This is a genomic window from Arenibacter nanhaiticus (assembly GCF_900141935.1).
Classification (GTDB): Bacteria; Bacteroidota; Bacteroidia; order Flavobacteriales; family Flavobacteriaceae; genus Arenibacter; species Arenibacter nanhaiticus.
Genome location: NZ_FQYX01000003.1, coordinates 227516 through 247253, shown reverse-complemented (window position 1 = coordinate 247253; position 19738 = coordinate 227516). Strand labels below are relative to the sequence as shown.

11 protein-coding genes and 1 pseudogene are annotated in these 19738 nt (G+C 39.0%); 10 read left to right on the top strand and 2 right to left on the bottom strand.

Going from position 1 to position 19738, the window contains the following annotated elements:
- Window positions 1–2 precede the first annotated feature (2 nt).
- The 7 genes and pseudogenes from BUA16_RS03355 (at window position 3) to BUA16_RS03330 (ending at window position 8988) form a co-directional block, all read left to right on the top strand.
- Window positions 3–1511, top strand: a complete 1509-nt coding sequence (locus BUA16_RS03355) for a DUF1501 domain-containing protein (RefSeq protein ID WP_072763220.1) — start codon at window positions 3–5, stop codon at window positions 1509–1511.
- 30 nt (window positions 1512–1541) lie between these two features.
- Window positions 1542–2420, top strand: coding sequence for a sugar phosphate isomerase/epimerase family protein (locus tag BUA16_RS03350; protein WP_072763219.1), 879 nt, complete (start codon window positions 1542–1544; stop codon window positions 2418–2420).
- 10 nt (window positions 2421–2430) lie between these two features.
- Window positions 2431–3822, top strand: coding sequence for a c-type cytochrome domain-containing protein (locus BUA16_RS03345; RefSeq protein WP_072763218.1), 1392 nt, complete (start codon window positions 2431–2433; stop codon window positions 3820–3822).
- A gap of 137 nt (window positions 3823–3959) precedes the next feature.
- Complete coding sequence (locus BUA16_RS03340; protein WP_072763217.1) at window positions 3960–6917, top strand: glycoside hydrolase family 2 protein; 2958 nt, start codon at window positions 3960–3962, stop codon at window positions 6915–6917.
- A gap of 116 nt (window positions 6918–7033) precedes the next feature.
- Window positions 7034–7354 (top strand): annotated as a pseudogene (locus BUA16_RS18820) (hypothetical protein); the annotation flags it as partial.
- Window positions 7349–8194 (top strand): mandelate racemase/muconate lactonizing enzyme family protein, encoded by an 846-nt coding sequence (locus BUA16_RS03335; RefSeq protein ID WP_245795514.1) that lies wholly within the window; start codon window positions 7349–7351, stop codon window positions 8192–8194. The pseudogene BUA16_RS18820 and the gene BUA16_RS03335, both read left to right, overlap by 6 nt.
- 8 nt (window positions 8195–8202) lie before the next feature.
- Window positions 8203–8988: an SDR family NAD(P)-dependent oxidoreductase gene (locus BUA16_RS03330; protein WP_072763216.1), complete on the top strand. Its 786-nt coding sequence runs from the start codon at window positions 8203–8205 to the stop codon at window positions 8986–8988.
- Window positions 8989–9313: 325 nt separating this feature from the next.
- On the opposite strand, the gene BUA16_RS03325 is transcribed toward BUA16_RS03330, so the two are convergent.
- Both BUA16_RS03325 and BUA16_RS03320 read right to left on the bottom strand, forming a co-directional pair.
- On the bottom strand, window positions 9314–10975 hold the full coding sequence (locus BUA16_RS03325; RefSeq protein WP_072763215.1) for a RagB/SusD family nutrient uptake outer membrane protein: 1662 nt from the start codon (window positions 10973–10975) through the stop codon (window positions 9314–9316).
- Between the two features lie 13 nt (window positions 10976–10988).
- Complete coding sequence (locus tag BUA16_RS03320; protein WP_072763214.1) at window positions 10989–14045, bottom strand: SusC/RagA family TonB-linked outer membrane protein; 3057 nt, start codon at window positions 14043–14045, stop codon at window positions 10989–10991.
- Between the two features lie 125 nt (window positions 14046–14170).
- Between BUA16_RS03320 and BUA16_RS03315 the strand changes: the two genes are divergently transcribed.
- The 3 genes from BUA16_RS03315 to BUA16_RS03305 all read left to right on the top strand — a co-directional run bounded on the left by BUA16_RS03315 (window position 14171) and on the right by BUA16_RS03305 (window position 17530).
- The gene (locus BUA16_RS03315) at window positions 14171–15031 is read left to right on the top strand and encodes an AraC family transcriptional regulator (RefSeq protein ID WP_072763213.1); all 861 of its coding nucleotides are present in this window, start codon (window positions 14171–14173) and stop codon (window positions 15029–15031) included.
- A gap of 482 nt (window positions 15032–15513) precedes the next feature.
- On the top strand, window positions 15514–16881 hold the full coding sequence (locus BUA16_RS03310; RefSeq protein ID WP_084668423.1) for a sulfatase family protein: 1368 nt from the start codon (window positions 15514–15516) through the stop codon (window positions 16879–16881).
- Between the two features lie 253 nt (window positions 16882–17134).
- Window positions 17135–17530, top strand: a complete 396-nt coding sequence (locus BUA16_RS03305; protein WP_072763212.1) for a metallophosphoesterase family protein — start codon at window positions 17135–17137, stop codon at window positions 17528–17530.
- Window positions 17531–19738 lie beyond the last annotated feature (2208 nt).

Sequence of the window (19738 nt, the reverse complement as noted above, 5' to 3'; positions counted from 1 at the left end):
CAATGAACAATATAGACCGACTCATAAAAGAAAAGATAGAAAGAGAGTTGCAGGCCAACACTAGAAGGCATTTTATTAAAAATTGTGTCACAGGAATGGGTGGACTAGCTTTGGGCTCCTTTTTCATGTCATGTAATTCTTTTAGCAGTAAAAATGGAAATGGAAAAATAGCGCTTACCGAAAGGGATGTGAACCCTTTAGCCTCTTTAGCCCCTCCGTTTCCTGCCAAGGTAAAATCTGTAATCTACCTTCACATGGCCGGAGCGCCATCGCAACTCGAGATGTTCGATTATAAGCCCATGCTTCAAAAACTGGACGGACAGCTTACCCCACAATCGATGTTGGAAGGAAAAAAATTCGCTTTCATACGGGGGACTCCTAAATTACTAGGGCCTCAGGCAGAATTTAAACAAGAAGGGGAGTCCGGAAACTGGGTTTCCAATTTTTTACCCCATTTTTCAAAGGTAGTAGATGAAGTTTCTTTTTTAAAAGCCGTGAATACCGACCAGTTTAACCATGGCCCTGCCCAGTTGTTTATGCAAACAGGGAGTCCTAGGTTGGGAAGACCGAGTATAGGGTCTTGGGTGACCTATGGCCTTGGTTCTGAAAACCAAAATTTGCCAGGTTTTGTCGTATTGACTTCTGGAGGAAAAACACCAGATGCCGGAAAAAGTGTTTGGGGAAGCGGTTTCTTGCCCTCGGTATACCAAGGGGTTCAGTGCCGTTCTAAGGGCGATCCGGTCTTATACATAGATGATCCTAAAGGAATTTCCCGAGACCTCAAAAAAAACACCATCGATGCTATCAACAAAATTAATAAGGAAGAATTCAACAAATATTCCGATCCCGAAATCCTCGCTAGGATCAACCAATATGAGATGGCCTATCGGATGCAAACAGCTGTTCCCGAAATAATGAATATCAATAACGAACCGGAGCATATAAAAGAAATGTACGGGGTAAAACCTGGAAAGGAATCTTTTGCCAACAATTGTTTGTTGGCCAGAAAACTAGTAGAAGACGGGGTACGTTTTGTACAATTATATGATTGGGGCTGGGATAGCCACGGAACAGACCACGGTACAGCTGTAGACTTAGGCCTAAGAAATAAATGTACAGAAATAGACCGCCCTATGTCTGCCTTGCTTTTAGACCTTAAACAAAGAGGGTTGCTAGACGAAACCCTTGTGGTCTGGGGAGGTGAATTTGGCAGAACACCGATGCAGGAAAACAGGGAAGGCCAGGAAATGGCCTATAAAGGCAGGGATCACCACGGGGACGCCTTTACCATGTGGATGGCCGGTGGTGGCATTAAAAAAGGAGCCAGCCATGGAGTGACCGATGAAATTGGTTACTCGGCCTTAGAAGGAAAGGTATCGGTCCATGATGTCCATGCCACCATTTTACATTTACTAGGGTTTAACCATGAACAGTTTACCTTCGATTTCCAGGGTAGACCTTTCCGTCTCACCGATGTTGAGGGACATGTCATAAATGAAATATTAGCTTAACATTCAAATCAAACCATTTAAACCAATACAATGCGATCACTTACTACCATCATAATCTTTTTATTCGGGGCCATTTTCCTTTCCCATAGCCAAGGAAAAGTATTATTTTTCCAAACAGACTGGGGGAACCCACTCTCTATGGACAAATTTTGCGAACGAACCAAGGCATCGGGATATGATGGCATCGAGATTTGGTTTCCATGGGATACCAAAAAACAAGAAGAGTTAAAAACAGCCCTTAAAAAACATGGATTATTGGTGAGTTTCCTGCACGGCACCAATAAGGGAATACCCTTTGAGGCAAGCTTGGAGCAATACAAAAAAGGCTTAAATACCCTGTTAGAATGGAAACCTGTCTTCGTCAATTGCCATACTGGTAACGATTTTTATACCGAGGCACAAAACGCGGCGTTTATTGAAGCGGCAAATGCTATTAGTGCCACTCATAAAATTCCTGTATACCATGAAACCCACAGAGGTAGGTTTAGTTACTCCCTTCCAGAAACAACCAAATACCTGACTTCCATTCCAGATTTAAAATTAACCTTGGATATCAGCCATTGGATGGCAGTGCATGAATCCTTACTTCAAGGAAAAGATGAATTATTAGAACCTGTAATTAACAAATCGCACCACATCCATGCGCGGGTAGGACACTCTCAAGGGCCACAGGTCAACGACCCCAAAGCTCCGGAATGGGCAAATGCCCTAAAGCGCCATGTAGATATTTGGGAGAAAATCATTAGAAAAGGATGGAAAGAACACCAAGGAGTTTTCACCGTTACGACAGAGTTTGGTCCTGCCGATTATATGCCTACACTTCCCTATACCAGGATTCCGTTATCGGACCAGTGGGAAGCCAATGTTTTTATGATGAAAGCTATTAAAGAACGTCTAAACTTGAATTAATAAGTATTTCATGGAAGTTATTCAACAACTCATAGGACGCTTACACCCCGTAGTAGTTCATTTACCCATAGGATTTATAATTACTGGCTTATTACTGCAATGGTATGACCGAAAGGAAAACAATCTGACCAACATAATTGCCCTGGTTTTTCTATGGGGTTTTATCGCCGCTACTATTGCCTGTATCAGCGGTTATTTTCTGTATTTGGGAGAAGGGTATGCTTTTGACACGGTAGCCTTACATTTATGGTCGGGGGTATTTACGGCACTATTTTCATTGTTAATGTTCCTACGATTAAAGGAGGTCTCCGAAAAGATTTTCCTTAAACGTTTACCTATTGTAATGTTGTCGTTTTCACTATTGTTTTTAATTTCCATAACTGGCCATCTTGGGGGCAATATTACCCATGGCTCGGATTACCTAACTGAACCTCTTCCACAAAACATCAAAACATTATTGGGCATACGCTCTGATACTTATGAAATGCCTGTTTTACAAGAAGACAATTGGGAGGAGGCCGTTCTATATGAAGAGGTGGTACAGCCTATATTGAACAATAAATGTGTGAGCTGTCATAACCCTAAAAAAGACAAAGGCGAACTACAGTTACAGGAAGAAAAAGGGATCCTTAAGGGAGGTGAGAACGGCGCAATCATAAAAACCAACGACCCCGAGAACAGTTCTATATATGCAAGGCTAGTACTACCCTTGGATCATGAGGACCATATGCCCCCAAAAGACAAGACCCAACTCACCAAGGAAGAAATAGAAATTATAAAAGCTTGGATCGCCAACAACAACGACTTTGACAAAAAAATTGGGGAATTAGGGTTGCAAAAGGAATTGTTTACCGCTTTTTTTCCTAAAACCCATAAGGATATTTATCCCAACATTACGGTCGCCGAAGCTTCCATGGACAGTATTGTTTCCCTTAAAACTAAGGGGCTCCATATAGAACCAATCAGTGTGGATAATAATTTCCTTAAAGTTTCCTGTACTAACAATCCGCTATTTGGAGACGAAGATGTTAAATCGCTAGCACCTATCCTAAAGCAGACGGTTTATTTGGACTTAGGTGACACCCAGATTACGGACGAGGTATTTGATTTTATATCCCAATTTCCAAATCTGACAGTTTTAAAGTTGGACAAGACCGATATAAGCGGAAAACACATAGAGAAACTAAAAAATTTAGAACATTTAACTGTCTTAAACCTAACCGGTACAAGTTTTAAAGAAGAGCATCTTTCTGTGTTGTCTGCCTTTAAACAGTTAAAAACTGTTTATCTCTACAACACCCCTTTGGCCGAAAATAATATAGACAAAACAATTAACGAAACACACTATAATTTTGGGAATTATAAGCTGCCAATAAGGGCATCGGACTCCATAATATATTAATAATGGAGTTTTTCAAGTTATGTTTATTATGTGTATTCGCTACAAAACGACAGTTTGTTTTGTGGCGAATATTCTTTTAACCATTATATTTTCTGCATTAGTACTCTTTCTTAAATAATAACACTTTAAAACAAAGCATGAAAACCAATAAAGGCTACCACAAGCTATCGAACCATAAAATACCGCTTATTTTATATGTCTTTTTACTTTTGATTATCACAAAAGTAAAATCCCAGGGACATCAGCATCCGATACTTCAAGAGACCGAGCTTGAAGTCCCAAGATTATCCCCTATTCCTACAGAAGTGCAAAACATAAAAACCCCAGTGATATCCCTAAATGGGACATGGCAGGTTGCTCTTAACAATAATTCACCAATCCCTGTAGAAGTCCCTGGGGAATTGGTCATGCAGGGGCACGAGTTAAATATAGGGGAAACGGCCTATTATCAAAGAAATATAGAAATTCCCAAGGAATGGCGGAACAAGCGGATTTTCATCAAATTTGACGCTGTTAGTTCCCATGCTCTTGTAAAGTTAAATGGAATACCTATTGTTGAACACGAAGGCAGTTTTGTTCCTTTTGAGGCCGAATTGACTAATCAAATAAAAGCGAACAACAATTTATTAGAAGTGGCCGTAAGGGCGAATACGATCAGTGATGTTTTAGGTTGTACCTCACAATATGCTGCCCATACCGTCGCGGGAATATTACGAAAGGTACGCTTGTTTGTTTTGCCAGAATCGAATATTTCGGATATAACCATTACCACTACTTTTGATAAAAAGTTTCAGAATTCCAAACTGCAAATTAAAACTAAAATAGACCTCTTAGATACTGATATTCCGGATATGCAGCTTCGCTATACCCTAATAGACGCCAAGGGCAAACAAAAGCTACACAAAAGACTATCTTTAGAAAGCACGAGTAAGGACCATAAAAACCATACTATTTCCGATGTGATTTTTGAGGTTAACAACCCTAAGCATTGGAACCCAGAGAACCCATATTTGTATCAGTTGCAAACCGAATTGGTCAAAAACGGGGAAATTTTACAAAAAAACGTTCAAAATATAGGGTTTAGGCAAGTCGACATTAAAAAGGGAGAGGTTTTTGTTAATGGGCATCCAATAAAACTTCATGGGGTAAACCGCCATGCGGTTCATCCGCTTACTGGTCGATCTTTGACACCAGAATTAGAACGCTTAGACGCCAAACTTTTTAAGGAAGCAAATTGTAACTATATCAGGACCTCGCATTACCCTCCTTCGGAAGAATTCTTGGATGCCGCAGATCGTTTGGGACTCTTTGTAGAAAGTGAAGCTTCCTTAACTTGGATTCAGCACCATGCCTCTCCTATATGGGGGCATTGGAATTACCAAGACGAGAAATTTTTGCCCTATATGTTAATGGCCAATATTGAAAATATCCAGGCAAACAAAAAGCACCCTTCTATTATCCTTTGGTCCCTTGCCAACGAATCTCGTTGGAGCCCTTTATGGGACAAGGTAAAACAGTTCGTTAAATTTATGGACCCTTCTAGACCAAATGCTTTTCATGATCAATGCTGGGGAGGGTTCAATAATGCCGGAAGTACTGCAGACATAGCCAACTACCACTACCCTGGCATCAATGGCCCGGCAGCCACTGATACCATGTCCAGACCTACTTTGTTCGGGGAATATGCGCATTTGTCTACCTATAACAGAAGAGAGCTGTTGACCGACCCGGGAGTACGTGATGCCTATAACCAACCTTTAGTTACCTTTTACGACTCTATATATGCTCATCGAAATAATCTAGGTGGAGCTATTTGGAGTGGTATAGATGATACTTTTCATTTGCCCAATGGAAAAATAGTTGGGTATGGCCCATGGGGACCATTAGATGGATGGAGACGACCAAAACCCGAGTATTTTGGTGTTAAGAAAGCATATTCTCCCATAAGAATTATAAACAAGGGCTTTAGTGGTGAAAAAGTACAATTACACGTAGAGAACCGCTATGATTTTACTTCTTTAGAGGATATCAAAATAATTGCTGAAATAAATGGCAAAAAACATCAGATAAAAAGTAAAATTCGCCCAAGAAAAAAAGGAGTGATAACCATTCCTTCGAAAACAAAAGTCAAAACCCTTAAAATGACATTCTATGACCCTCTCGGATTTATTGCCGAAGAAGAGTATTATGATTTTAGGGAAGAGGTAGTCATAGAAAACCCCAAAAAAAAGACTCTTTCTTATGAAGAAAACCAAGATTCTTATCTTATGCGTCAAGGTGAAATTAGATATCGGGTAAGCAAATTAACAGGCGCTATCAATTCTATAGCAAAAGACGACCAAACCATAATCAAGGAGGGACCCTTATTTTCGGTTGTACCTATGAACAGCGAAGACGGTGGAAAAAACAATATTGCCGGAGAGACCTATCAACGAAATATCTCACCACTTCAAAATTTCCCATGGTTTATAAAATTTGCAACAAATTTTGACATCCAAAAATCTGAAGAAGAAATTAAAATGGTGATCGATGTAACCTTTAAGGAAGGGAAGGGAGTCTTGGAGTATACCTTTGATTCCAAGGGATACTTCAATGCCCGCTATACTATTTCTGAAATATCAAAACAGGAATCTCCGTATCAATATGGTTTAGTTATGATATTGCCCAAATCTTTTGATCGCTTGGCCTGGAAAAGGAAAGGAGATTTTACTCTTTACCCCGATGACCATATAGGAAGAAATAAAGGAACAGCACAATTAAATGCCGTTTCCACGAGTGGTGTGGCGCCATGGGGTATAAAACCATTACATTCTTGGAAAGAGGATGCCAATGAATTGGGCAGCAATGATTTCCGATCTACAAAGCGAAATATCCTCTATGCCTCACTTTCCAATGAAAAAGGAAGCAAGGTTACGGTGCTCTCAAAGGGAGATCAATCTTCTAGAACCTGGTTGCAAGAAGAGCATATTCATTGGCTGATTGCGGATTACTCCAATAATGGTTCGGAACCATTTTACGGAACTCCCCATAGTGAAGGAAGAATCTCTATAAAAGATAAAGTATTAAGAGGTGAAATTACCCTTATGTTTGAATAACACATGGCTTTTACCATGAACCACTTTTAATGCCAATAGAAATGAATTGATTTTGTGTCCGTATAAATCTATTGCTATTTTCAACTAAAAATAGACTAACATCAAAATAAAAAGAAGTGAAAATAATTGACGTTAAAGTATGGCTAGTAGAAGGTGTAAAATACAATTGGACCTTCCTTAAAATCTATACCGATGATGGTCTAACAGGAGTTGGTGAAGCTACCAATTGGCCTGGAAGCCAAATTGTAGAAGCGGCAGCGAAAGAACTTGGAAACCGAATTATAGGCCTAGATCCTATGAAAATAGATTTTATATGAACAAAGCTTTATCGAGACCTGAATTGGGTTGGACCTTTTGGCGCCAGCATGTGTGCCATTTCGGGTATCGATATGGCGTTATTGGATTTAAAGAGCAAAGCTCTCGGTGTTCCTATGTACGACTTGCTGGGAGGGGCTTTTAGAACTGACATAAAACTCTATGCTAATTATTGGTTTACCCAAGGCGAACACAATAGCAATGATTATGTTTCACAAGCAAAAGAAGTTAAGGCTGCCGGATTTACCGGATTAAAATTTGATCCGTTTGCCCATACGAATTATTTTTACGGCGATGATCTAGACACAAATCTATCCTTGTCCATGTCTGATCAGAACAAAGCTTTTGAAATGAGTAAAGCAGTGAGGGAGGCCGTAGGGAAGGATATGGATATTATGATAGAAACCCATGCGATGCTAAATTTTAATATAGCAGTTAGTATGGCCAATAGAATGGCCGCACTAGATATCACATGGTATGAAGAACCAGCGGGTCCGGAAAACACCAATACGCTAAAGGCTTTTCGTGATAGGATAGATTCTAATGTTTCTATTTGTGTAGGGGAACGACACTATACGCGATACGGGATACGGCCTATTTTAGAGAAACATATTTGCGACTATATTATGCCAGATATTACTCGTTGCGGAGGCCCTTCCGAAATGAAAAGAATGGCTAGCATGGCCGAAGTCTATAATGTCTTAATAGCACCGCATAATCCTAATGGTCCTTTATCGACGCTGGCTTCTGGACATGTTTGTGCTACAATCCCCAATTTCTTTAGGCAAGAATTTATTTTTAAAGATGTCCCTTGGCGCGATTCGATAATTTCCCGTCCATTGGATATTGAAAACGGTTATTTAAAATTAAGTAACAGACCTGGTTTAGGAGTAGATTTGATCGAGGCAGAATTGGAAAAACATCCAGGTGTACGAGAAAACAAAGAAGGATTTTATATTTAAAACTAACTATGCTTTCGATTGACTTAAAAGGAAAAACAGCCTTGGTTACAGGCGTGACCAGTGGTATAGGATTTGGAATAGCCAAAATATTTGCAAGGGCAGGTTGCACTATCACGGGCTGTGCTAATTTTAAAGAAAATACTGAAGATGCCAAGAAATTCTCTGAAATGCTGACTATGGAAGACGCTAATGGACACTATAGTTATTGCGATGTAACGGATATTAATCAAATGACAAGAACTGTTGAAGCTACTGTCGAAAAATATGGCGGTATAGATATTTTGATATCTAATGCAGGGGTTAATGTTTTTGAAGGTGCAGATCATTGTAGCGAAAAACAATGGGATTTTAATACCGATTTAAACCTAAAATCGCATTGGCAATTAAGCCTTCTTTGTAAACCATGGTTAGAGAAAAGCGAAAACGGCGTTATTCTCATTATGACCTCGAACCATTGTGAGGCTACCATTCCGGGATGTTTTCCTTATAATGTCACCAAAACTGCCTTAAAAGGCTTAGTTCAATCCCTTGCTATTGAATGGGGTCCTAAAATCCGAACTATCGGAATTGCTCCTGGATTTATCGATACTGTAGGAAATCAAAAATGGTTCGACAGCTTTCCAGACCCAACAGCAGAACGTAGGCGAACCATAGCTTTACACCCTGTAAAAAAACTAGGCACCCCAGAAGATATCGGCACTTTCTGCGCTTTTTTAGCATCTGATCTTGCCGGTTTTATTTCTGGATCCACTTATCTGATCGATGGGGGGCGATCTGCTTTAATGCAAGACTAGCTAGTTTGTAATATGTTATCGTGAGTTTAAGACTTCTATACCTCAGAAGCCATAATGCAAATAAAGATATTTGCATCCCCAATATTTTTATTTAAGTGATTTAGCAATTTGACACAGATAGCGTAAAGTGTTACTTAGCACAAAAAATAACTCGATTTAGAAGTCCTACATTATTACATTTCTATATTTGCGTATACATATTCTATTACTTAAAATTCGATCGATTTAAAATTCTTCAAGACAATATCCTGAGATGTGACTTTAACACAAAACCCCTAGACTTATTGCCTAGAGGTTTTGAAAACTAAACCAACTAAAAAATTTCTTACCAATTAGGATTTTGCTCCAATTTTGGGTTAACCTCTATTGCTTGCTCAGGAATAGGAAACAAATAATCTCTAGGCTCATTAAACCTCATTTCTCCTCCAAAAGCATCAACTCTTTTGTGTACTAAGGATCCGTCCGGTTCTTCTTCGATACGCATTCCTTGCTTGGATTGATTCAAAACTTCCCCGCCAATTTTCCAGCGAATAATATCCCAATATCGTTTATCCCCTTCGAAGGCCAACTCTACACGTCGTTCATTACGGATTTTTTCTCTCATTTCGCTCTGGCTTAAACCACTTAATGGCATCAGGCCTCCTCTTTCCCTTAATCGGTTAACGGCTTCATAAACCGTCCCATCTGGACCGGACAATTCATTTTTTGCCTCGGCATACATCAATAAAATTTCTGCATATCTGTAAATGATGGCATTTGTAGTTCCAACACTTTTCCCGTAATAAGTAGTTTCGCTTGGAACCACCTCCGGATCCAAGTATTTTTTAAAGTAATAGCCAGTGAGGGTTCCTTGATGGGTATGGTTTTCATCAAAGGAATTGCTAAAGGTACCTTGTTGTACGGTTGGATCGAACCTAGTGAAAATTTTTCCGCCTCTCCAATCCGAATTATCGTATAAAATAGAAGCATAAAACCTATTATCCCTGCCTGTATAGGGGTCATCGGCATGTGCAGGATCATCTCCCTCGGAACCATCCTTAAATTCATAGGCATCCACTAACTGTTGGGTTGGCAATAAATGCCCCCATCCTGCGGCGACTCCGGTAAGTGGGTCAACCCTTGGACTTAAAAATACTTCTGCATCATGTGCTCTGGATTCATTAAATTCGATATCAAAAATAACTTCTTCATTGTCCTCCGTTTTTGGTCTAAATAAGGATTCGTAATCTTCTACGATACCGTACCCCAGAGAAAAAATATCTTGACAGGTTTGCACACAATCGCCCCATCTTTCCGAAAATAACTCGGCATCTGCCTTAAGAGCTAGGGCAGCACCTTTACTTGCTCTAGTTGAACCATCATTTGACCAAAACTCTGGAAGTAATTGGGCCGCGTCCATACAGTCCTTTACAATAAAGTCGATCGTTTCTTCATAACTACTACGAGGAAAGGCTATATCTTCTCCTGAAGTTCTGCTCAATACTTTATCTATTAAAGGTACACCTCCAAAGGATTTAGCAAGATTAAAATAAAAGTAGGCTCTTAAAAATTTCGCTTGTCCTATAAGATGATTTTTTTCTTCTTCGGAATAAGTCCCCTCTGGAGCTTCTAAAACCCCATTTATTAAAAGATTCGTTCTTCTAATATTACCATAACTATTGGTCCAAGTGCCATTGCCTACCGGCGCATTGGAAGTACTATAATCTCTTCGAGCAATGGCATTTCTTGAGGTAACCCAACCAAAAGTCGTCATACTATCATCGGACCAATTGGACTGTGGATCGTATCCAAACCAAAAATCGCCTCCGATTCTGCCATATATCCCATTAAGAAAAATATTTGTATTGTTATAGGAAGAGAAGACGGCCTCTGAAGTTACTGAAGCTGTTGGTTGCGTTTCCACAAATTCCTCACTACAACCGGTAAATATCAGTAAAAGCAAGCCTAATACCGGTGAAAACAGATTTAATATTTTATTTTTTTTCATTGTCTTTTATATTTTAAAATTTCACATCAACACCTACAATAAGTGTTTTTTGCTGCCAATACCCCGTATAATTATTTGGATTCTCTGGATCTACATCTGTTTTCAGATTCGTAAAAGTCAACAAGTTTTGACCAGACAAATAAAGCCTGACATTGTTAATTCTTGGTATTTCTTTTAACGAATATGCTAGGGTTAAGGTTTTTAACCTTAAATAATTTCCGCTTTTTATCCAATGTGAAGATCCCCAATAGTTATATCCTGCTGGGTTAGAAGTTAACCTGGGGTATTCTGCATTTGAATTGTCAGGTGTCCAATAATCCAAGTGGTTTTTAAAGGCTACTCCGTTGGACTGTTCAAAAGCTTGTGCTCCCCAACCGCTTAAATAAGTATCGGCTCCCATAGAACCTTGCCAAAAAGTGGTTAAAGAAAAATCCTTGTAATGGGCTCCTAAATTAAACCCATAAGTCACTTTAGGAAAGGCGGAATTCCCTATAACAACATTATCCTTATCGTTGATTTCCCCATCTTCATTTCTATCCCAATACTTAACATCTCCTGGTTGAATATTCCCAAGATTTACGGCGTAAGGTGTTGCTGCTATTTCCTGCTCATTTTGAAAGTACCCCAAAGATTTTAATCCAAATCGGGTCCCTAGAGGCTTCCCAGTTCTACTTCTCTCCGGGTCATTTAAAGTGGCATCATTCTCTGCAATTTCCAATATTTTATTTTTGGCATAGGTGAAATTAAATCCCGCATCAATCTTAAAATCATCAAAAAAACCGTGGTAATAGTTCACCGAAAAATCAAGGCCTTTATTTTCCATAACCCCATTATTTTCTTCTCCAATACCGATGCCAAATTCATTCGGCACTACAACGTTGGCCGCGATAAGCATATCCGAGCGTCTTTCATAGAAAGCATCAAACTCTATCCCCAAATCGGAATTGAACAAATCTACTTCAACACCTAAGTCATATTTAGTAGCTTTCTCCCAAGTAATGTTCGGATTTGGATCTAAGGATTCATAGACCCCAGAAACTGTACCGCTATCAAATGCGTAAACATTATTACTAACAATAAACTGGCTCAAGTACTGAAATGCTCCTCCTCTTGCTAGATTTCCTGACTTACCCCAAGATCCTCTTAACTTAAGGTTATTGATTGTTTGACTAGCGAAAAAATCTTCATCGCTAATTCTCCATGCCCCAGAAAAACTAGGAAAGAAGGAAAAGCGTTTCCCTGGCGCAAAGAAATAGTGTCCATCATATCTCCCTCCTATTTCTAGAATGTATTTTTTCGCATAATCGTAAGTGGCCCGATACGCGTAGCCTACCTGTCTCTGACTTTGAGAGAAACCACTGGCGCTTAAATCGTCTGGATTAGAATTACCACTTGTAGATATTTCATCTAAGTCCAAATTAAAATTAGTACGCGTCACGGACAGCGTCTTATTAAATATATTCGGATCATTGGTACCATCTCTAGGTTCAAAAACAGTAATAGCATCTATACTGTGTTTTCCCCAAGTATTATTGTAGGCTGCAATGAGCTGTCCTGTCAATTGTCGAGATCCTCCATAAAATTCGGTCAAAGAAGGGGCTTGGATATTTCCTGTAAAGCCAGAAAGGCTATTATCGTTGTTTAATTGATAAAAGGTGTAAGGCGTTCTCCACGTTTTATTGGTAACATCTCTTTTATCTATCGCTAGATTAGCCTTTATAGTTAAACCTGGAATTTCTTTTATTTTCTGTTCCAACCGAATAGTAAAGGCATACCTATAATCGTTACTCCTAAAATAACCACTATGGTTGATATCCAAATATGGATTTCTCTCGAAGTAGCCTGCCGGGGTATTTTTATCATTATTGTAAAAAATAGGATTTGTAGAATTCAACCTCCAGAATCCAAAAATGATCTGTCCGGCACCTATGGAAGGGGTTTCCACATCTCTTAACGAGGCAGATACGTCTATCCCAAATTTAGTAGACTCGGACAATTGGTAATCGATATTAGAGCTTAAGTTATAGCGCTGAAAATTAGTAGCATCACCCCAAACTCCTTCTTGGGTTAGGTATCCAAGAGAACCAAAATATTTAAATTTATCATCTCCTCCAGTTACTGTTAAGCCATGAGAAGCCATTGGAGCCGAATCTATTAATTGATCCATAACATCCTCATTAGGATATCGGTTTATATCAGTCCCGTCCAGGAATTTGGTCAAATCCTCTTCTGAAAACGGTACATTTGTTGGATCACCGCCATCGTTTACAAAGGCAATATTTTTTAAACTTGCCCATTCGTACGAACTAAGCTGCTCTGGCAGATTGGTTGGTGTTTGAAACCCATAACTTGAATGTAAGGAGATTTCTGCTTTACCTTCCATACCTCTTTTGGTTGTTATCAAAACAACCCCATTAGCCCCCTTTAATCCGTATGGAGCAACAGAAGCGGCATCTTTAAGTACCGTAACTGTTTGAATATCCCTTGGATTTATACTCGTGATACTCCTTTCGATACCGTCTATGATTACTAAGGCATCAGAATTTCCGGTAGTACCTATACCTCGGACCTTAAAAGTCGTTTCATCGAACCCTGGTTCCCCACTGCTTTGGGTTGTTAAAAGGCCTGATAATCGTCCCCCAAGAGTATTGGCAACCGAAGCAACTGGAGCATCAACAAGTTCATCTCCCTTTACCGAGGACACCGAAGCTGTCAATGTTGTCTTCTTTTGAGTTCCGTAACCAAGGACCACCACTTCCTCCAGCGCTTGGGAGCTTTCCTCCAAAACCACTGTTATGTTTTTTTGGTTCTTCACCGCTATCTCCTTGGTGCTAAAGCCAAGATAGCTAAAAACAAGTACATCACTTGAACTGGCGTCAATAGAGAATTTCCCGTCAAAATCGGACACCACACCTTTTGAAGTGCCTTTTATAACAATACTAACCCCTGGTAAGGGCATGTCGTCACCTGACGATAATATTATTCCCTTGACGGTACTATTTTGTGCATTTCCCGAGTACCACACCAACAATAGGAGCGGTACCATAAAAAATTCAATAATTTTCTTCATAGGTATTCAATTAAATTTTGGTTGTTATTTATGATCTCGCAATTTACTGGCATCCAACGGGTGGGAGTTTTATTATATTAACAAATACATTCTCTATATTTGCATAAACTGACCATTTTGAAACCATGAAAGCAAATTTCCACAAACTCAATTACCCCATTGAACAGGCCTTCCATATTAGAAAAGATGTAAGGGAGTATTTTGATGACCATTGGCATTTCCATGATATGATAGAGTTAGTTTATATTGAACATGGCCAAGGAGGAAGATACATAGGAGATTCCATAGACGCCTTTTCTGAAGGAGAAGTCGTCTTGGTCGGGGCTCATTTGCCCCATGTTTGGAAAAGCAACTTTTTTGAAGACCAATTGCCGCAACAAAAAAAATGTGTATCCATTGTCATACAATTTCCAGAGGATTTTTTAGGCATCAACTTTATGTCGCTACCAGAGTCCAAACACATTAAATCTCTTTTCAAAAGAGCTGAAAGGGGGATTGTTTTTGTGGACAATGACCGAAAAGTTTTAGCAAAAAAAATAACTTCTTTATTAAAACTTGAAGGAATGGATCGCTTAATAAAGTTTATTGACATTTTAAATTATGCCGCAAAATCTATAAACTACCAGTTATTGGCGAGTCCTTTATTTGTAGATACCATCACTGACAGCGACAATAAAATCAACAAGGTTTTTGAATATATTATGGATAATTTCACCGAAGACATCCAATTGACAACGGCCGCCTCCTTAATCGGCATGAACAAAACCTCATTTTGTCGTTATTTTAAAAAAAGAACTAAAAAGACCTTTTCTTCCTTTTTAAACGAAGTCCGTATTGGACATGCCTGTAAACTAATATCGCAGGATAATATTCCTATCACGGAATCTGCTTACTTAAGCGGGTATAATAGCCCTTCCTATTTCTACAAACAATTTAAGGGGATTACCGGGGTTTCTCCTACCGAGTATCAGGCCAAGTTAATATAAGAGGTGACTTGTGCGTATTTATTAAGATTGATCCCTAAAATATATTGATATTACTAAAAATCAGAACCTTTTTTTATCCCCTCTTTTTTTTAAAAAACACTGCTAAGACCAAAAAAAAATTTAAACCTCTCCTCAATTCTCCTGCTCCAAATACAGTGCTTATCAGCGATAAGATCGATTTCTCCGTAATTAAATTGGCGGGGATACGTGTTGTTAATCGATATTAAAAAACACACCTCTTTTTAGCTATCCAACTAATACTACAAAATTTTAAATGTGTCCTATACCCCAAAAAGCATTTCCTAACCCTTACCCAAACCCTAAGTGTACGTCTTCATACATATGGAATTGCAAGACAGCTGAGTTAGGTTGATTAATTTGCGATTTAATAGAATCTCCATGTAACCAAGGTGGTATTAATCGCTCTTTTCTTTTTATATTGTTCTCAAATGTGCTTATAGTGCTGTTAATATGTTACACCTATGAATAGAAATTTTTCAATATCATTGATAGTTGGTCTACTTTTATTTTCGTGTCGAGGCAAATCAGATAAAGAAGAAAAGGACACAAAAACTACCAAGCCCAATATCATTGTAATTTTTACGGACGACCAGGGATATGCCGATCTGAGCTGTTATGGCGCTACGGCCTATCGGACACCTCATATTGATGAATTGGCTTCACAGGGCGTTCGTTTTACTGATTTTTATGTTCCGGCCACGGTATGCACCCCTTCTCGTGCCGCACTACTCACAGGAAGCTACCCCAAACGAGTGGGACTTCATGAGTCCGTACTACGTCCATTCTCCGATACTGGTCTATCGCCAAATGAATATACTATGGCCGAAATGTTAAAAGATGTGGGATATCAAACAGCCTGTGTGGGCAAATGGCATTTAGGCCACCAACCCGAGTTTATGCCCAATAACCAGGGTTTCGATTATTTCTTTGGCGTTCCTTATTCCAACGACATGGACTCTTTTTTATACCGAGAGATTAACTTCCAATCCCCACCGCTACCGTTGTTTGAAAATGAAAAACAAATTGAATCGGGACCAGACCAACGATTCCTGACAAAACGATTTACGGATGCCACTATTAAGTATATAAAAGACCATAAGGATGCCCCTTTCTTTGTCTACCTAGCGCACATTATGCCTCATATCCCATTGCATGTTTCCGAAGAATTTGAAGGCAAAACGTCCTACGGACTTTATGGGGATGTAATTTCTGAACTGGACTGGAACGTGGGCAGAATAGTTTCCTTTTTAAAAGAAGAGGGCCTCTTTGAGAACACTATAATTGTCTTTACCTCTGATAATGGCCCTCATCGGGCTGTCAATCGAGGAGCTGCCCTACCCCTTCGTGGCTGGAAGACCCAAACCTGGGAAGGAGGACAAAGGGTGCCCGGAATAATTACTTGGCCATCCCAAATTCCATCAAAAGTAGTTTCAAATGAACTGGTTACCACCATGGATCTGATGCCTACCTTGGCAGCAATAACAGGCGGAAAACTACCCCTTGGTAGCTCTATAGATGGTAGAAACCTTAAACATTTCCTCAAAAACCCCACATCTGAACTTCAAGAATATCCATTGTATTATTACGCCACCAATGGTTCGGTAGAAGCAGTACGCTTGGGAAAATGGAAATTGCACATTGCCAAAAGTATCGGATATGACAGCAATAAAAACTTCCCTGTTTCATTGTACGACCTGAAAAATGATCTAGGAGAACAAGAGAATGTAGCCCACCGGTATCCGGAAGTAGTCAGCAAACTTAACGAACTTATCATACAATTTGACAAACAACTAACGAAAGAAGCCAGAACAGTAGGGCGCATCGAATAAAAAGGCATTTGTATCATACCAGTACGAAGGTCGTATTCCAATAAATTTTCATAGATTTTGAAATATCTAAAAACCGGATTAATCAAAAAAATGAAGAATTCTATAAGAACTGATATTATTGCGAACCTTATCGCTCTTGAGCCCTAGCAGTATCTAGACAACATAAATTTCATGATTTAAAAATCATCCCCTACAATATTTGGAACGGATATGATTGGGGTAAAGATCAAGATAGAAGAATAAAAGTGCAACAATGGCTCAAAAGTCAAGCGCCCTCCCTAGTGACGCTACAAGGACAATTGGTATTTGTGCGATCATTATCCTGTTAGTGCCAGTTTTAAAATTGAAAAATAATCAAATAAAGGACCAAATGGAAATACGGAAACTCCTAGTGGTACTATTAATTGCTCTGTTAACTTTTTTCACCAATTATGGTCAACAAAATCAAGACAAAATGTTCCAAAAAGACAAGCCTCAGTTTTCAATAGGGATCATTGCTGATTGCCAATATTGTAGTATAAAGGGCACAGGGGCACGAAAATATTCTAAATCAAAAGAAAAACTAGAGCATTGTACAGCACATTTTAACACCTTGGATCTGACTTATACGATACATTTAGGTGATTTTGTAACCACCTATTACGAATAAATTAAGTTCCCCTAAATGGAATGGGGCCCTTGGAAAAGAACAGATGAACTGGTTAATGACCAAACTTGAAAAAGCCTCTAAAAAAAATGAGAAAGTAATACTCTATTATCATTTCCATGTATTCCCAGAATATCTAAACGGTATGGATTGGAAACCTTAAAGCTTTCCATTTCTTGCCGTGGCATATGCATACCCCCACCCCTGTTGTGTTATCGTTAAATGATATTTTTTGGGCTTGATCTTCAGTAAGGTACCTAGACTTACATTCAATTAATGTGCGGCATTTAGTTCAGCGTTTGGGATAATCAATTCCTCATAAAAATTGTGCTGCGCGCAGCAGGAAAAATCATTTTCTTTTATATGCTCTAAGTACTCCTTATTCCCCTGAATAAATTCGTTTTCGATATTTGGGCGAATCCTGCTATAAAATTATGGGCTAACGGCTAGGGATTTTGATACGGAAAAGGGACGAGGCATATAATCATGGATGTCTAGATTGATGATATTTGGGGTGATATTTTAGAAAGCAGCTTGCTAATTCACACTCCAAAATTCTGTCGACATCCCCCTATTCCATGACCTTTGTTTGCTTTCTAGGTTTCAATATGCCTTGGAGAACAACAGGCCGTTTTCGATGGATGAATACGACACATTTTCCTTGGATAACCAAAAGTTATAACCTATTTTATTTTTTACATTATTAACTGATTTTCAATTTATTAAAAACCCTCATTTCATGTATTCATAAAATACGATTGCGAGGTAATTTGGTCTTAAAAATGATAAAGTAATTAGACTTATCAACTTCCTCTAAAACCTCCTTACTCCTAAAAGTTAGCTCCTTGTTCTACTATATCCTATATGGGCCACAGATGACAAGCCGTCTACGGTATAGGCATATTTTAGACTCCCCTTACATTGTTGGTATCTTCGCTGGGTTGAATTTTTTAAACTGACTTGACAAAGCCCCGCAACCCGGCAACCACTTTCCGTAAACTTCGTGTTTGCCCAGAGTATTCTTGTCTTTGTTATAAAACTTATTACCGACATAGAATTTAGCACTACCCCTATATTTGTTAAGAAGTTGGTAATCTGCTTTTCCAAAAAAACAATTCTTATCGCTTATGTAAAGTATAAAGCCCTATTTACATCGTACTGCTGGTTATTTCAACCGCTTCCCTTGGCAACGCCCAAACAATAAGCGCCTCCATTACTCCGCGCCCTAGCTACTCAATCGAAAAATTCCATTATAAATTTTTGTAATACTCTTCTACAATAGCGACATCTCCAAAGAAAAATACATCATTTTTATTGCGGTACCGCCCCTGGGTTTCTATACCAACTTGTTGTTGGCTTCATGGATCCCGACCATCTTTAAGCGCCCCGTCTTGACCTTTGTCATGTAAAGAACAGGCAATATAATCGACTAATGTATAATTTTGAAAGCTCCATGTAAATCGTCGAATTCTCTCCGATAAATTTTTCATAAAAAACTATATCACAACACTTTTAATACTCCTACTTGCTTTATAACTTAAAGCTACAACAACCAAACTAAAGAAACCCATAAAAAGAAAATACTGCCTCATGTCTTATTTGTTCAGTGACCCGTTCAGGCTGCGCAAGTAACTCAAAATCGTTGTTAGCATTATTGGTGTTCTGATAAAATACAACACTATCATATGGCTACCTTTACATGGTCTCCATACCTTGCGATTTAGTGTTTTATCTTATCATTGGATTTTTACTTTTTAAGGACAGTGCTTCATGCCTAAAACTTCTCGTTTTCCTTTCATTTTAGCTCAAGTGGTTTTTAGTGGTTTTTAGTGGTTTTTTAACGGATTTCGTTAACCTTCTAAGACGGTTTGTTTCGCTTTTCCAAAGAAAACGAACAAGGGGGATGTATTTTCGACACCGAGATCTAAAAAGCGGTTTTTAGCTGCGCTCACCTTCTATAATGTAACAAAAAATGCATTTCTTCAATATTCATCCAAAAGTCATATTGAACTGTAGTCCCGCGATTTAGCGGGGGAGGTACTGTTGACTACCGTGCTTTTATGGATAACGGATTGGCATGAATACGCCCCTAGCATGGTAGCTAACTATCCTGACATTCATGGAATGGCCTGTAACTTTGGGCGTTCCCTCCTTCGTCGGGCGGGCTCTTCGCTATATCCCTTGCCTTGCTGCGGGGATGCCGCTGCGATC

What these genes read in the sequence shown, in the direction of transcription:
- BUA16_RS03345 (WP_072763218.1), top strand. Translation starts at nt 2,431, where the DNA reads ATGGAAGTTATTCAACAACTCATAGGACGCTTACACCCCGTAGTAGTT.
- BUA16_RS03330 (WP_072763216.1), top strand. Translation starts at nt 8,203, where the DNA reads ATGCTTTCGATTGACTTAAAAGGAAAAACAGCCTTGGTTACAGGCGTG.
- BUA16_RS03355 (WP_072763220.1), top strand. Translation starts at nt 3, where the DNA reads ATGAACAATATAGACCGACTCATAAAAGAAAAGATAGAAAGAGAGTTG.
- BUA16_RS03350 (WP_072763219.1), top strand. Translation starts at nt 1,542, where the DNA reads ATGCGATCACTTACTACCATCATAATCTTTTTATTCGGGGCCATTTTC.
- BUA16_RS03310 (WP_084668423.1), top strand. Translation starts at nt 15,514, where the DNA reads ATGAATAGAAATTTTTCAATATCATTGATAGTTGGTCTACTTTTATTT.
- BUA16_RS03315 (WP_072763213.1), top strand. Translation starts at nt 14,171, where the DNA reads ATGAAAGCAAATTTCCACAAACTCAATTACCCCATTGAACAGGCCTTC.
- BUA16_RS03335 (WP_245795514.1), top strand. Translation starts at nt 7,349, where the DNA reads ATGTACGACTTGCTGGGAGGGGCTTTTAGAACTGACATAAAACTCTAT.
- BUA16_RS03340 (WP_072763217.1), top strand. Translation starts at nt 3,960, where the DNA reads ATGAAAACCAATAAAGGCTACCACAAGCTATCGAACCATAAAATACCG.
- BUA16_RS03305 (WP_072763212.1), top strand. Translation starts at nt 17,135, where the DNA reads ATGGCTCAAAAGTCAAGCGCCCTCCCTAGTGACGCTACAAGGACAATT.
- BUA16_RS03320 (WP_072763214.1), bottom strand. Translation starts at nt 14,045, where the DNA reads ATGAAGAAAATTATTGAATTTTTTATGGTACCGCTCCTATTGTTGGTG.
- BUA16_RS03325 (WP_072763215.1), bottom strand. Translation starts at nt 10,975, where the DNA reads ATGAAAAAAAATAAAATATTAAATCTGTTTTCACCGGTATTAGGCTTG.